The sequence below is a fragment of the Olivibacter sp. LS-1 genome (assembly GCF_008245145.1).
GTDB classification, from domain to species: Bacteria; Bacteroidota; Bacteroidia; order Sphingobacteriales; family Sphingobacteriaceae; genus Olivibacter; species Olivibacter oleidegradans.
In genome coordinates, this window is the sequence record NZ_CP041643.1 from 5,766,215 (window position 1) to 5,780,384 (window position 14,170).

10 protein-coding genes and 2 tRNA genes are annotated in these 14,170 nt (G+C 39.8%); 7 read left to right on the forward strand and 5 right to left on the reverse strand.

Features of this window, described 5'->3' with window-relative positions:
* Positions 1 to 8: 8 nt before the first annotated feature.
* Positions 9 to 1,802 carry a long-chain fatty acid--CoA ligase gene (locus FKG96_RS24095; protein WP_149106253.1) on the reverse strand — a complete coding sequence of 598 codons (1,794 nt, stop codon included), beginning with the start codon at positions 1,800 to 1,802 and terminating at the stop codon, positions 9 to 11.
* A 268-nt stretch (positions 1,803 to 2,070) separates the two neighbouring features.
* Here FKG96_RS24095 and FKG96_RS24100 point away from each other — a divergent pair, with 268 nt between their 5' ends.
* Positions 2,071 to 2,565, forward strand: coding sequence for a hypothetical protein (locus FKG96_RS24100; RefSeq protein WP_013663354.1), 495 nt, complete (start codon positions 2,071 to 2,073; stop codon positions 2,563 to 2,565).
* A 50-nt stretch (positions 2,566 to 2,615) separates the two neighbouring features.
* Here the strand turns inward: FKG96_RS24100 and FKG96_RS24105 are convergent, their stop codons facing one another.
* Entirely contained in the window at positions 2,616 to 4,385 is a 1,770-nt protein-coding gene (locus FKG96_RS24105) for a M61 family metallopeptidase (RefSeq protein ID WP_242627400.1), read from the reverse strand.
* 268 nt (positions 4,386 to 4,653) lie between these two features.
* Here FKG96_RS24105 and FKG96_RS24110 point away from each other — a divergent pair, with 268 nt between their 5' ends.
* From FKG96_RS24110 to FKG96_RS24130, 5 genes are all read left to right on the forward strand, one after another.
* Positions 4,654 to 5,712, forward strand: coding sequence for an efflux RND transporter periplasmic adaptor subunit (locus FKG96_RS24110; RefSeq protein ID WP_130858341.1), 1,059 nt, complete (start codon positions 4,654 to 4,656; stop codon positions 5,710 to 5,712).
* Positions 5,713 to 5,715: 3 nt separating this feature from the next.
* Complete coding sequence (locus FKG96_RS24115; RefSeq protein ID WP_013663357.1) at positions 5,716 to 8,832, forward strand: efflux RND transporter permease subunit; 3,117 nt, start codon at positions 5,716 to 5,718, stop codon at positions 8,830 to 8,832.
* A 13-nt stretch (positions 8,833 to 8,845) separates the two neighbouring features.
* A complete protein-coding gene (locus tag FKG96_RS24120) occupies positions 8,846 to 10,153 on the forward strand; it encodes a TolC family protein (protein ID WP_013663358.1) in 1,308 nt (435 codons plus the stop codon).
* Between the two features lie 90 nt (positions 10,154 to 10,243).
* Positions 10,244 to 11,095: an N-acetylglucosamine kinase gene (locus tag FKG96_RS24125; protein WP_013663359.1), complete on the forward strand. Its 852-nt coding sequence runs from the start codon at positions 10,244 to 10,246 to the stop codon at positions 11,093 to 11,095.
* A gap of 12 nt (positions 11,096 to 11,107) precedes the next feature.
* Complete coding sequence (locus FKG96_RS24130; protein ID WP_130858340.1) at positions 11,108 to 11,620, forward strand: glutathione peroxidase; 513 nt, start codon at positions 11,108 to 11,110, stop codon at positions 11,618 to 11,620.
* 404 nt (positions 11,621 to 12,024) lie between these two features.
* On the opposite strand, the gene FKG96_RS24135 is transcribed toward FKG96_RS24130, so the two are convergent.
* A tRNA-Val gene (locus FKG96_RS24135) sits at positions 12,025 to 12,099 on the reverse strand.
* 52 nt (positions 12,100 to 12,151) lie between these two features.
* Positions 12,152 to 12,229: transfer RNA gene (locus tag FKG96_RS24140), tRNA-Val, on the reverse strand.
* A 333-nt stretch (positions 12,230 to 12,562) separates the two neighbouring features.
* On the opposite strand from FKG96_RS24140, the gene FKG96_RS24145 reads away from it, so the two are divergent.
* On the forward strand, positions 12,563 to 13,198 hold the full coding sequence (locus FKG96_RS24145; protein WP_013663363.1) for a hypothetical protein: 636 nt from the start codon (positions 12,563 to 12,565) through the stop codon (positions 13,196 to 13,198).
* Between the two features lie 68 nt (positions 13,199 to 13,266).
* Here the strand turns inward: FKG96_RS24145 and FKG96_RS24150 are convergent, their stop codons facing one another.
* Positions 13,267 to 14,166 carry a DUF72 domain-containing protein gene (locus tag FKG96_RS24150; protein ID WP_130858339.1) on the reverse strand — a complete coding sequence of 300 codons (900 nt, stop codon included), beginning with the start codon at positions 14,164 to 14,166 and terminating at the stop codon, positions 13,267 to 13,269.
* Positions 14,167 to 14,170 lie beyond the last annotated feature (4 nt).

Here is a 14,170-nt window from a genome sequence, read left to right on the forward strand (position 1 = left end):
TTTAGCTGCTATGGATGTTGTTCCCTTGGTTTCTGATCATGTTCATCGCTATAAATATGATCAATCAGTTCTTTGGTTCGCTCTAATATCACTTTTCGTTTCAGGCTTAATTTCGGTGTCAGCTCACCACCATCAATCGTCCATTCATTTGGTAGCAGAACAAATTTCTTAACCTGTTCCCAATGCCCAAAACTTTCATTAGTTTTATCAAGGACATGTTGATATTTTTCTATAACCTTGGGATCTTTTATCAGATCTTCCTTCGTACTTCCGGAAATTCCATTTTTGCCTGCCCACTTTTTTAATTCCTCAAACGCAGGAACGATGAGCGCGGCAGGAAAACGTTTTCCTTCTCCAATCACCATAATTTGTGCAATCAATGTCGATTCCATAAATTTATTCTCTATTATCTGAGGAGCGACATACTTACCACCTGCCGTTTTAAACATTTCCTTTTTACGATCTGTTATTCGCAAAAAGCCCTCTGTTGTCAACTCACCAATGTCGCCGGTTTTAAAGTACCCATCTTCATCGAAAGCCTCTCGTGTAGCCTCATCATTTTTATAATAGCCCTTCGTCACATTTGGCCCTTTACACAGAATCTCTCCATCACTAGCTATTTTTACCTTCACTGATTTTAACAAAGGACCTACAGTTCCAAACCCCAATCCATTTCTCTCAAAATTATTTACTGCTATAACCGGTGAAGTTTCCGTTAAACCGTAACCTTCCAACACCGGGATACCTGCGGCCCAAAATACTCGTGCCAAACGCTCTTGTAAAGCAGCACCTCCACTGATAATGCCCACAATATTACCTCCAAGAGCCATCTGCCACTTTTTGAAGATAAGCTTTCTAGCTATTGCCAACTTAATCTTGTAGAAAAACGAATTCTTACGGGGTTCTTTAAATTTCAAGCCCAAGTCTAAAGCCCAGAAGAACAGCGCATGTTTAATCCCGGTAAGTGCCTTTCCTTTATCCACAATCTTGTCGTAAACCTTTTCCAATACCCGGGGCACTGTTGTAAAGCCATTCGGCCTCACGTCATTGATGTCGGCAACAATGGTATCCATATTTTCCGCATAATAAACACTTATCCCTTTATAAAAGTATAGGTAAACGACCATCCTCTCAAAGATATGGCATAGAGGCAAAAAGCTAATGGCTGTCTTATAATTCTCCGGAAGCAAATGGGCACAATCGGTGAAATTACTTACCAAATTTTTGTGTGATAAAAACACGCCTTTAGGACTACCGGTAGTTCCCGAGGTATAAATGAGCGTCAATAAATCATCTTCATGAATATCATTTCGGTAAACGTCGAGATCAACGGTGGTGAGCGATGCCCCAATCTCTTCAATTTCCTTCCAATATTTCTCCCCCTCTACTTTATCAAAAGTATATAATGGAATATCCAGATTGTGTAAGGTAAGTGCAGTCTTCAATTTTTTAGCTAAATCCGAGGTGCCTACAAAGGCCATTTTCACTTCTGCGTTTTCGGTAATATAATTTAGGTCGTGATCCGATAAGGTTGGGTACAACGGAACTACCGCAGCACCTATTTGGTTGATCGCAAAGTCGGTAAAGTTCCATTCCGGTCGGTTAGCTGACATAATGGCAAGCTTATCTCCTTTTTTTATGCCTAAATTGAGCAAGCCTTTACTAAGGTTATCAACAATCTGAAGAAAATGATCGGTTTCATAACACATCCATTTTCCTCCCTCCTTCCCCGCTACAACCGTTTTTTGTCCAAAGGAAGACTTATAATTAGATAACAAATCAAAAACGCGCGAAAGTGCCATAAGTTTACGTATTAATTTATGAATCGGTTTATTCAGCGTCCATTAAAGATAGCAAAATTTATCGGCTCTGTATCATTTTAAGCTAAGAAAAAATTGAAGCAGAACAAGTAAAACGGCAAATATATGCTATGTATACATAATAAAAAGACATTTACATTTTGTCTCTTGAACAATAAAATCAATCAAAAATTGTTTTTGTAACAAGTTAGCGTAACTTTGGCGCTTAAAACTGACGACTTACTGTTAACATTTATTTAAGATTAATTCTATGAAAAAATTGCTTTTTATTGCATGGGGTGTGGTTTCTCTTTTGTTCATATCCGTTAAATCACAAGCGCAAGCCACAGACGGTTACGAATATAAAAGTGCAATCGGAGGTCGCTTTGGTGTCGCCAATGGAGTGACTTTTAAAACTTTTCTACAAGGCCAAAATGCATTGGATGTGATTCTGAACTTCCGCTCCAATAGTAAATCATCCACCTTCAAGCTGGTAGGTTTATACGAAATCCATAATGACTTTGAAGGTGCTCCCGGTCTACGGTGGTATTATGGTGCCGGTGCTGGTATCGGAACTTATAAAAATAAAGAGACAGATAATAGCGGCGCTGCTTTCAGTATTGACGGCGTCCTAGGTTTAGATTATAAAATTGATGGCGCGCCGATTAACCTTTCTTTGGATTGGAAACCGGAAATGCGTTTTGCTCCCGACAATACCGGTTTAGACTTTGCCGGTTTCGGCCTTTCCATTCGCTTCGCTTTTTAAACAATCGAAAAAGAGGGAAGCAATCGTCCTTCCCTCTCTTAAACAACTATTTATTGCTCAGCCAACCACTTCTCTCTTAGTTGCTGTTGTTCAGCAGTCACATTTTCAGCTGGCATGAATGCATATTTTCCTGTTTTACTTGCCTGCACTTTTACAGCTAATTCTTGAATAATGCCATCACGGGAAACAAGCATTTTTACAACGTCCCCGATTCTACTGGCTTGAACTACTCGTTCTAACTCTTTTCCGGTTGCGTCTATGCGATAGCCGTTAATTGCAATTAGCTCATCCTTCACGTTAATGCCTCCGTCCCATGCTCCTCCACCACGTATTACATTCTGAACCAACAATTTATTATCTGTTGTTGAAGTCTTAATGCCTAGATCCGGCGTTTCGTAGCCGGCGTTTAAGTCGACAAGCTCCAATCCGACAAACTGCAAATATTTATTATAGTCAGGCGAACCGGCGGTATTAACCAAATGATAAATATCATCTAAAGAAGTTCCTGCTACTTTTTCAGCTAAGTCTTTGAAGGCTGCATCAGAATAGCCTTTGCCCTGTTTTTTATAAAATTCGTTATAAGCCTCTCGCATGACGTCATCCAGACCTTTTTGCCCTTTGGTAGAATGCAATATTTTCAGGTCCATCATCATCGCAATCAAAGCTCCTTTATTATAGTAGGAGACGATACTGTTCAATGAATTCTCATCCTGGCGATAATATTTGATCCAAGCATCAAAGCTTGATTCACTTAACGGTTGAACCTGGTTGCCTGGTCGGTTTTCGACGGCTGTTACGTCTGTCGCCAACATCTGTAAATAACTGTCTTCTGTATGAAAACCAGCGCGTCGCACTAATAAATTATCATAATAAGCGGTAAAACCTTCTCCTATCCAAAGGTTAGTAGTATAATTCTCCTGATCATAGTTAAACGGCCCCAAAGCTTCCGGGCGTAATCTTTTAATGTTCCATAAGTGGAAATATTCGTGTGCAACTAAACTGAGAAAAGATTTATATCCGCTTTCACTGTTATAGTTAAACCGACTTGCACCGAGTACAGTAGAATTAAGGTGCTCCAATCCACCACCTCCTGAATGGTAGTTATGAACAATAAATACATATTTTTTATTCGGGTTCTCCCCAAAAATGGCGGTAGCAGATTCCACGATCTTAGCCATATCTTTAGCCAACCTCACCTTGTCGTAATTACCGCCGCTAACCATTGCAACCTCATGCGGAATTCCGGCCGCAGTAAACTCGAACACATCTTGGTTTCCTACTTCTATCGGTGCATCAAATAAAATATCAAAATCAGCTGCGAAATATGTATTGACTTCGCCTTCTTTTTCCATCAATCCTGTTGAAATCTTGTTCCACGATTTGTGAGGTATGATTTTCACCTCTGCAGGCCGATTTATTTGATTATCTACATACATAAAGATACCCGTCGGCGATAAAAAAGCATGCGAAGCATCAATAAAACTAGTGCGCACCGATACTTCAAACGCATAAACACGATAACTCACCATAATCTTTCCGGCGCCTTTGCTTGAAACCCTCCAGGTATTCTTGCTTACTTTTCGACTGGTCAGCGGCCTCCCATTGGCATCTTTGGCATGGAACCCTTCTACATTCTTCGAAAATTCTCTCACTAAATAAGAGCCCGGTGCCCAAACAGGCATTTTTACGTCCACGTAATCTTCTTTAACGCGATCAATTTCCATGGTAATTTCCGCGTAATGGGCCTGAGGCTCTTTAAAAGACACTTCAAAACGAATAGGGTTAAGTGCCAGCGCTTCGGCAGATAAGGTTGTTATCATGATAGTTAAAAAGCTAAAAAGTTTAATAAATATATTGTTCATGCGTGAAAGAATTAAACTGCAAAGGTAGCAATTTACAGCAGCATCACTGCACCTATTTGTCCTCTTCCATTGGGAGGGCGATTTTAACATCAATAATGTTGCAAAACTGTATGGCAAATAATAATTAACTTTATGCCTTGTAACGCTTGGCAGAATCCGTCAGATCAACTTTTGTGAGCTAACATCTAATATAAAAGAGAACTAAAACGCAGTCAATTTTTTCTGAATGAAGAGAAAGTACATTTACTTAATCATTATTGTAGGTATTATCGCTTTCGTTGCCTACAAGTTTTCCAGTGAAAAAGGAGGTAAAATTGCCCCACCTAGTGAAAGTCCAAAAGGTGCTCCCATTGAAGTAAATGGGATTGTGGTATCACCGAAAGATTTTGAGAATATTTTAACGGTATCGGGTAGCGTTGAACCAAACGAGCAAGTTCAAATTCGGAGCGAGGTTTCAGGTATTATACGAAATCTTTACTTCCATGAAGGATCTTTTGTAACAAAAGGACAAATTCTGTTTAACATTGACGACACAGAATTACAAGCTCAATTATTGCAACGTCAAACCGAAGAAAAACTTGCGGAAGAGAACGCTCGCCGAGCCTCCCTCTTGTTAGAAAAGGAGGCGATCAGCACGCAAGAAAAGGATGTGGCACTCGCAGATTTACAATCAGCTCAGGCGCAAACACAATTAATAAAAGCGCAGATAGCGAAAACAAAGGTAAGGGCACCTTTCAGTGGAAAAATAGGTCTTCGCTCGGTATCGGCAGGAGAATATTTGACACCCACTACGATTGTCGCAAATTTAATGAGTACCAACCCGGTAAAAATTTTATTTTCGGTTCCTGAAAAATATACAGCACAAATAAAAGAAGGGCTGCCTTTAAACTTTACGATAAGCGGCTCGTCAAAACAGTATGGCGCAAAAATATATGCCATCGAACCTGGAATTGATGCACAGACAAGGACAATACAAATTAGAGCTTTAGCTGCCAACGATTCAGGCGAGTTATTTCCAGGTTCTTTCGCCAGGGTGCAACTACCCATCAATATGGTAAAAGAAGCCGTTTTAATCCCCACGGAAGCCGTTATCCCGGTACAAGGAGGCAAACAAGTTTTTGTATGCAAGGGAGGCAAGGCGAGCGCGGTGGACATTGAAAGCGATAGCAGAACAAGCACAGATATCCTCGTGAACAAGGGTATTTCTATCGGTGATACCGTGCTCACTTCGGGTGTCATGGCCTTAAAAAACGGGATGAATGTGCATGTTAACTTAAAAAATTAAGCCATGAGTCTTTCAACCACCAGTATAAAACGTCCAGTTCTGACGATCGTCATGAACCTAATCTTGATTCTTTTTGGGATTATTGGTTACACCTTTTTAGGTATACGAGAATTCCCCTCTATCGACCCCCCTATCGTTTCGGTCCGTACCAATTATGCCGGGGCAAACCCCGACATCATCGAATCACAAATTACGGAACCCCTGGAAAAGTCGATCAATCAAATAGATGGTATTCGCAATATTTCATCGTCCAGCAATCAAGGTTCAAGTAATATTAACATAGAATTTGTTCTTGGTAAAAATTTAGAAGAAGCAGCAAACGACGTAAGAGACAAAGTCTCACAAGCACTCAGAAGCCTGCCACAAGATATAGACGCACCTCCGGTTGTTTCAAAGGCAGATGCTGATTCGGAACCCATACTTACTTTGACTGTAAGAAGTGACACGCGCGATCCATTAGACCTAAATGACATCGCAGAAAATGTCATTGCACAACGATTACAAACCCTTCCCGGCGTGAGTACCGTTCAAATTTGGGGACAACAACGTTACGCTATGCGTCTATGGATTGAGCCAATGCGTTTAGCCGCTTACGGTTTAACTCCCCTAGATGTCCGAAACGCATTGACGCTACAAAACGTCGAATTGCCATCCGGAAAGATTACGGGAGCCAATACAGAGCTTACTGTTAAAACAGCGGGAAACCTTGTAACCGAAGAAGATTTTAATAGATTGATCATTAAAACCGATGGTAATCGGATTATACGTTTTAGCGATGTTGGACGTGCCGTATTGGGACCTGAAAATATTGAAACGAAGATGACGGAATCAGGTATTCCAATGGTGGGGCTAGCTGTGATTCCTCAACCCGGAACTAATTATATCGAAATTGCAGAAGCATTCTACAAAAGAATTGAACAAATAAAGAACGAAATTCCTACCGATATTATACTAGACGTCGCATTGGACAACACGCTGTTCATCAAAAAATCCGTTACGGAAGTGGCCGAAACGATTGCTATAGCCCTGGTATTGGTTATATTGATCATATTTTTGTTCTTCCGAAACTGGGGGATCGCCTTCAGGCCGTTAATCGATATCCCTGTATCTTTAATTGCCACCTTCTTTATTATGTACCTTTTTGGTTTTTCCATTAATGTATTAACACTTCTCGCCATTGTATTGGCAACCGGACTTGTTGTGGACGACGGAATCGTTGTAACCGAAAATATTTACAAAAAGGTGGAAGAAGGTATGTCACCGATGCAGGCTGCCATCAAAGGATCAAATGAAATTTTCTTTGCTGTCATCTCCATTTCGATAACCTTAGCAGCGGTTTTCTTACCCGTTATGTTTCTGGAAGGATTTGTAGGACGGCTTTTTCGTGAATTTGGTGTCGTTATTGCGTCGGCGGTACTCATTTCTGCCTTTGTCTCGCTGACATTAACGCCAATGCTGAATGCTTACCTAATGAAGAAGGGCGGCACCAAGCACTCTCGGTTTTATGAACTCACCGAACCCTATTTTGTAAAAATGACTACTGGTTATGGTAAATCATTGACTCATTTCCTACAGCATAAATGGCTTAGCTTTCCTATCCTTTTCATCTGTTTTGGATTGATTGCCTTCTTTTGGACACATATCAAAAAAGAAACGGCTCCATATGAAGACCGGAGTCTGATTCGCGTCAATGTAACAGCTCCAGAAGGAAGTTCCTATGATTACATGGACCGTTTTATGACCGAACTTACACAGCTCGTTAATGACTCCATTCCTGAAAAATCTGTTAATTTGGTCATGACATCACCGGGATTCGGTTCATCTTCAATTAACAGCGGGAGAATGCGCATGACCCTAGTAGCTCCGGAAGACCGGGTACGTTCACAGGCAGAAATTGCAGAGGCATTAACTAAACAAACGAGAAAATATACCGAAGCCCGGACCTTCGTCACGCAAACGCCGACAATCTCGGTAAATAGACGAGGCGGGCTACCTGTACAATATATTATACAAGCACCAACATTCGACAAGCTCCGTGAAAAAATACCGGAATTTATGGACGAAGCGAACAATGATCCGACGTTTTCTGTGGTTGACATTGACCTTAAGTTCAATAAACCGGAACTCAATATAAGCATCGATCGCGACAAAGCCCAAAGTTTAGGCGTATCGGTACTCGACGTTGCTCAAACCCTGCAGCTCTCGCTAAGCGGCCAACGCTTTGCCTATTTTATCATGAATGGCAAACAATATCAAGTAATCGGTCAATTTGACGATGTAGACAGAAGTTCTCCTTTGGATTTAGCCGCTATATTTGTTCGAAGCAATACAGGGCAATTGATTCAATTGGACAACGTTGTAACGATCGAAGAACGTTCTAGCCCACCTCAATTATATCATAATAACCGGTTTATGTCGGCTACCGTATCGGCAGGATTAGCACCCGGCGTAAGTCTCGGCGAAGGTATTGATGCAATGGACAGAATTGCAGCCAAAGTACTTGACGACAGCTTTTCTACAGATTTAGGCGGTGAATCACGCGACTTTAGGGAAAGTGGGTCGAATACCTTATTCGCATTCGGGCTCGCTTTATTATTAGTATATTTAATATTGGCGGCGCAATTTGAGAGTTTTCTCGATCCATTTATCATTATACTTACCGTTCCTATGGCTGTGGCCGGTGCACTGTTATCCTTATGGGTGGTTGGAGAAAGTTGGAATGTATTCAGTCAGATCGGCACTATTATGTTGATCGGTTTAGTCACTAAAAATGGTATTCTGATAGTTGAATTTGCCAATCAACTTAAAGAAGAAGGCAAGACCGTTAAAGAGGCTATCTTAGAAGCGTCCGAGGCTCGGTTACGACCGATATTGATGACAAGCTTTGCAATCGCATTGGGAGCTCTTCCCATTGCATTGGCCCTTGGTGCAGCTGCAACAAGCAGAATAGGCATGGGAGTTGTAATTGTAGGCGGAACGATTTTCTCATTGATCCTAACATTATTTGTCATCCCTGCCATTTACTCGTTATGGTCAAGAGAGTATAAACCGAATTTGGATTTGAAAGAAGCAGAAGAAGTAGAAAGACAGGAACTAAAAGCCGCTCAGGCAATGCTATAATAGCTAATCGTTTATGAAAAAATTATTGTATATTTTTTTACCGATATATATTTTGCCCTTTATTGCCTTTGCACAAGAGATATTGAATTTGGAAGATGCTGTCGCTATTGCCCTTAAACAAAACTATGACATCAGGCTTGTTAGCAATGATGTTGCTATTGCAAAGAACAATGCAAATTTGGCCAATGCCGGCATGTTGCCAAGTGTTACGGGCGATGCTTCTGCATCCGCTGCTACACAGAACACGACACAAACACTATTAAGCGGTGAAACCCGATCGTTAAAAGGGGCACGGAACACATCCATGGCTTATGGTGCAAATCTGGATTGGACTGTTTTTGATGGGTTTCAAATGTTTGCGCGTTACGATCAATTGAAAGAATTACAGAAGCTAGGTGATGCGAATTTAAAACAGGCAATTTTATCCACCGTTTTTAACGTCGTTAGCGAATATTTTAACCTGGTACAACAAAAACAACAACTTACCGCCTTACGAACAGCACTAGACCTTTCAAAATATCGCCTAGAAATGGCTGAGAATCGATATCAGATTGGAAGAGCCTCTAAATTAGAGGTTTTAGCCTCCAAAGTCGACTTAAATACCGATACCACAAATCTTATGCGTCAAAATGTGCTTTTCAGCAACACAAAAATCAGATTGAACGAAATCTTAGCTCGCGATGTCAATACGCTTTTTGACGTAACGGACAGTATCAGTATAGAAGACAATCTTAAATATGATAACTTATTAAATCTCGCACTCCAACATAATCCGGCTTTGCAAGCAGCTTTAATTAATCGAAGGATAGCACAGCTTGAATTGAAAGAAGTAAAAGGTCAGCGTTATCCCACAATAGACATAAATTCCGCGTATACACGAACACGAACTACGGCTGAATTAGGCTTTGCGACGAAAAATCAGGGCAATGGATTTAGTTACGGCGTGTCAGCATCAATGAATATATTCAATGGGTTTTTACAGAAAAGGAATGAGAGGAATGCAGCATTGGCCATTGAAAATGCGAGCATTAACCTGGAGAAAACGAATCAAGCACTTCTTTCACAGCTTTCATCTGCCTATCAGACTTATCTCGTTAATCTAGAATTAGTTGATCGAGAACAAGGAAATCAAATGGTTGCTAAGCAAAATATGGATATAACGCTCGAAAAATATCGTCTAGGAAGCATTACACCCTTAGAGTTTCGCGAAGCCCAAAGAAACTATGTTGATGCAAGCGTTCGATTCAGCAATGCTCAATATGAAGCAAAAATGGCAGAAATTGGTCTAAAACAGATTGCTGGGTCACTCACGCTCAATTAATGTGCTTTAGACACTTTATAAATGGTTATTCCAGTATTTTAGTATATTTGTATCTAAAACGTTAACACATAAAGCCTACCAAATTTTACTATGATATTGGTTGTAGATAGCGGATCGTATAAATCTGACTGGATGCTTGCACTTCCAAACAGCGAACCTTTAACTTTCAGAACAAGAGGATTAAATCCCTTTTTTACCACGGAGAAGGAAATCGTAAAGATTGTGCAGAATATCACAGATATAGCACCCTATGCAGATCTTATTTCAGAAGTCTATTTTTTTGGATCGGGCTGCACAAATCCCGACCGTCGGGAAATGGTATCAAATGCTCTTTCTCAAATCTTCAAAAAGGCTTTTATTTCAGTAGAAACCGACCTTATCGGCTCCGCTTATGCTACCTGTGGAAATGATAGTGGTTATACCGCAGTACTTGGAACGGGGTCAAATGTTACCTTTTTTGATGGTGAACAGGTACAACCAACAAGGCAAGGACTGGGTTTTATACTAGGTGATGAAGGTTCCGGCGCTTGGTTCGGAAAAAAATTGATAACAGCTTTTCTCTATGGTGCTTTACCCGAAGAGCTCTCCAGGAAATTTGAAAGTACTTACCGGATCAATAAAGAAATGGTTATCAAAAACGTTTATCAAAGGAATTCTCCAAACACCTATCTCGCCTCCTTTGCGCCTTTCATGGAAAGCAATCAAACGCACCCATATATTATGGGTCTATTGCACCGTGGCTTTGAGGAATTTGTAAAAACAAACATTTTATTGTTCCCTGATTATCAAAATCATTTATTTCATTTTGTGGGATCTATCGCTTATTACTTCAGTGACCAACTAAGGATCGTATGCGAGCAATACGCCGTACAAATCGGCAAAATAATTAAACAGCCTATTGAAGAATTGTTTAACTTCGTTATCGAAAGAGAAACAGTTTAAATCAATAGAAACATGAAAACGCTGCTTTTAATTATGAGCATGTTTATGGCTCTCCCACCTGAAAATATTTATCAGTTTTCATTTACCTCCATCGACGGTAAAACAATTGATCTAAAAGATTTCAAAGGAAAAAAAATCTTTTTGGTTAACACCGCCTCTAAATGCGGCTTCACTCCCCAGTATAAAGAACTGGAGGAATTATCAAAAAGATTCAAAGACAAGGTTGTCGTGATCGGATTTCCTGCCAACAATTTCGGCTCACAGGAGCCTGGTTCTAATGACGACATAAAGTCGTTTTGTGAACAAAATTATGGCGTGACTTTTTTACTCGCAGAAAAAAGCAGTGTGAAAGGCGACGATATTAACCCTATTTTTGATTATTTAACAAAAGCGGAGAATCCGGATTTTACAGGCGACATCAAATGGAACTTTGAGAAGTTCTTAATTGACGAAAACGGCCACTTGATACATCGTTATCGTTCCGCCACCAAGCCGCTATCAACTGAAATCACTTCTCAACTTTGAGTATATATTAAAATTGAAATAAAAAGCCTTGATGATGGGCATCAAGGCTTTTACTTAACCAATTATAAACCTAAATTATGAAAAGACTACTTTAATACTGCATGACAGCAGTCAAAACACTTACCACAAAGTCCATGCCAATAAAAAAAATGAGCAACCCTTTTTCGGATTGCCCATTTACATTTTAGGTTTGTAATCGGTATTTATAAAAGTATGACAAACAAGTGATAAATCAAAATTAAACTGCAATCTTTTTTATTGTCATGACACAGATTCAGTAATCGCTGTCAGTTAGAAAGTAGTATCAGTTTTACTCATCAATCGAGTGTCATTTAATATCAAACAATAAAAGGGAATAAAAATAGATATAAAATAAAAAAGCACCTTGAATAGATGCTTAAGTGTGGAGGCTACTGGATTCGAACCAGTGACCCTCTGCTTGTAAGGCAGATGCTCTGAACCAGCTGAGCTAAGCCTCCTTAAATTTTATCTACTTAAACAAAGTAGATCATATAACCTATAAAAACCTTATGGTGGAGGCTACTGGATTCGAACCAGTGACCCTCTGCTTGTAAGGCAGATGCTCTGAACCAGCTGAGCTAAGCCTCCTTTTCCTACCTATCCAGGTATTCTTCCCGTTTGGGACTGCAAATATAGAGTTGTTCCACAACAATGCAAAATATTTTTGAACTATTTCTTCGCTTATTATGTAATCAGTTAATTTTTAATATTTTACTCTTTTGGTAAAAGTGGTTTTCTTAAACTTATCGACGCTATTCCTTCCTTCTGGGCTTTTTTATCGTCATTTAAAGCCTTTTTTATACACTTTCGTTTGCTCCCACGGTCTGCCGTCTTATCCAAATACCGGAAAACCATGGCATTCTATAAGGTTTGTGTTATATTTGCCGGAGTTAAATACGTCAAACACAACTTATATTACTTATGCAAAGACTAAAATTTTCTTTCTTCATTTTCGTTCTTTCCTTTTCTTTAGCTAATGCACAAGCGCAAACTGCACCTACTTCACCTGTTAAAACGTCAAAAATTTCCCAGGCAAAATCACAACAGGGATTGAACGGAGGATCTATTGCAAGTCAGTTTGACTATATTAACAACACTTCAAATAATTATCAGGACTATAAAGTAGTTCGAAAAACCTCCTTAGAAAAATTAGAGACAAACATAACAGATTCAATCAAAGCTATGCAGACCAAACTGGCCAATGTAAAAGCCACTTTGGACAACCATGATCGTGAGGTTTCTTCTCTTCAAGATAGCTTGAACAAGGTAGCACAGGAACTCAAAACTACCAGGGAACAAAAAGAGAGCTTTAGTTTTTTAGGGATCCTCTTACCGAAGAGTACCTATAACTTACTTATATGGTGTATAATTGGTGTACTTGCTCTGGCACTTACGTTTTATATATATCGTTTCAACCAAAGTCATTTAGTAACTGCCGATGCAAAAAAAACATTGGAAGAACTACGCCTCGAATTCGAGCAACATCGCAAGAAAGCTATGGAAAGGGAACAAAAGCTAAACAGGCAGCTCCAAGATGAATTAAACAAGAGGCTGTAAACCATAATATAGAGTGCTCCATGTTTTTGACAAGATATAGGAGACACTCTTTTTTTTGTAGCTTATTTTCAAAGTAGCTTAGCCTGTTCACCTGTCTCCGCTAGTCCTTTCGGAACGTGTAAGTCAAGATCAAAAACGCTGTTCAACTTTTCAATAAAATAAGAGGAGAGTAAAGGCGACTCCCTTTCTATATTCTGATGCACAAAAAAGTACAAAGATTGCAAGCCTTCCGATCGCCATTCCTGTATTCTGTCTATCCATCGATCCAAACGTTCGTAGTCGCTTGAGTGATTTGCCCCAACATAGCGAATAAAGGCCTCAGGAGAGGTTAGTCGCATGTGCAACATATCCCTACGACCCGCGGTATCAACTATTATATTTGCCATACGATGCTCTTTTAGTAGATTACTATACTCGTCAAATATCTCTTTATTCTGAAACCACTCTTCATTTCTAACCTCTACCGCCAATGGTATGCCTTTTGGAAAAGCTGACAAATAAGCAGAAAGGCGGTCCAAATTAGTTGGTTTAAAATTGTCATGAAGCTGCAAAAATGCCATGCCAAGTTTTTCTTCAAAAAAGCTAATCGCATCGCAAAAAGCAATCGTAGGTTCCTCAGCATTTAATAAACGTCTGTAGTGACTGATCTGATTTGGCAATTTTGGGAAAAATTTAAAATCAGCAGGCACTTTATTCTTCCAAGTCAATACTTGTTGTTTATCCGGCGCATTGTAGAAGGTAGCATTGAGTTCAATTGCATTAAACTGGTTTGCGTAGTACGATAACTCGTCTTTTGTTCCACGTGGATAAAATCCTTTTAGATCTTGTTTATTCCACTTAGCACATCCTATGCTCACCTTAAAAGCCGCCTTGTTTCTAGTAGCATTCAGTAGGTTAATTGTATCCGAATGGGTGTCAGGCAAAGTAAAATCCACTTGCCCGGGGTCTTCAACTTGTCCAAATTTCATTGTT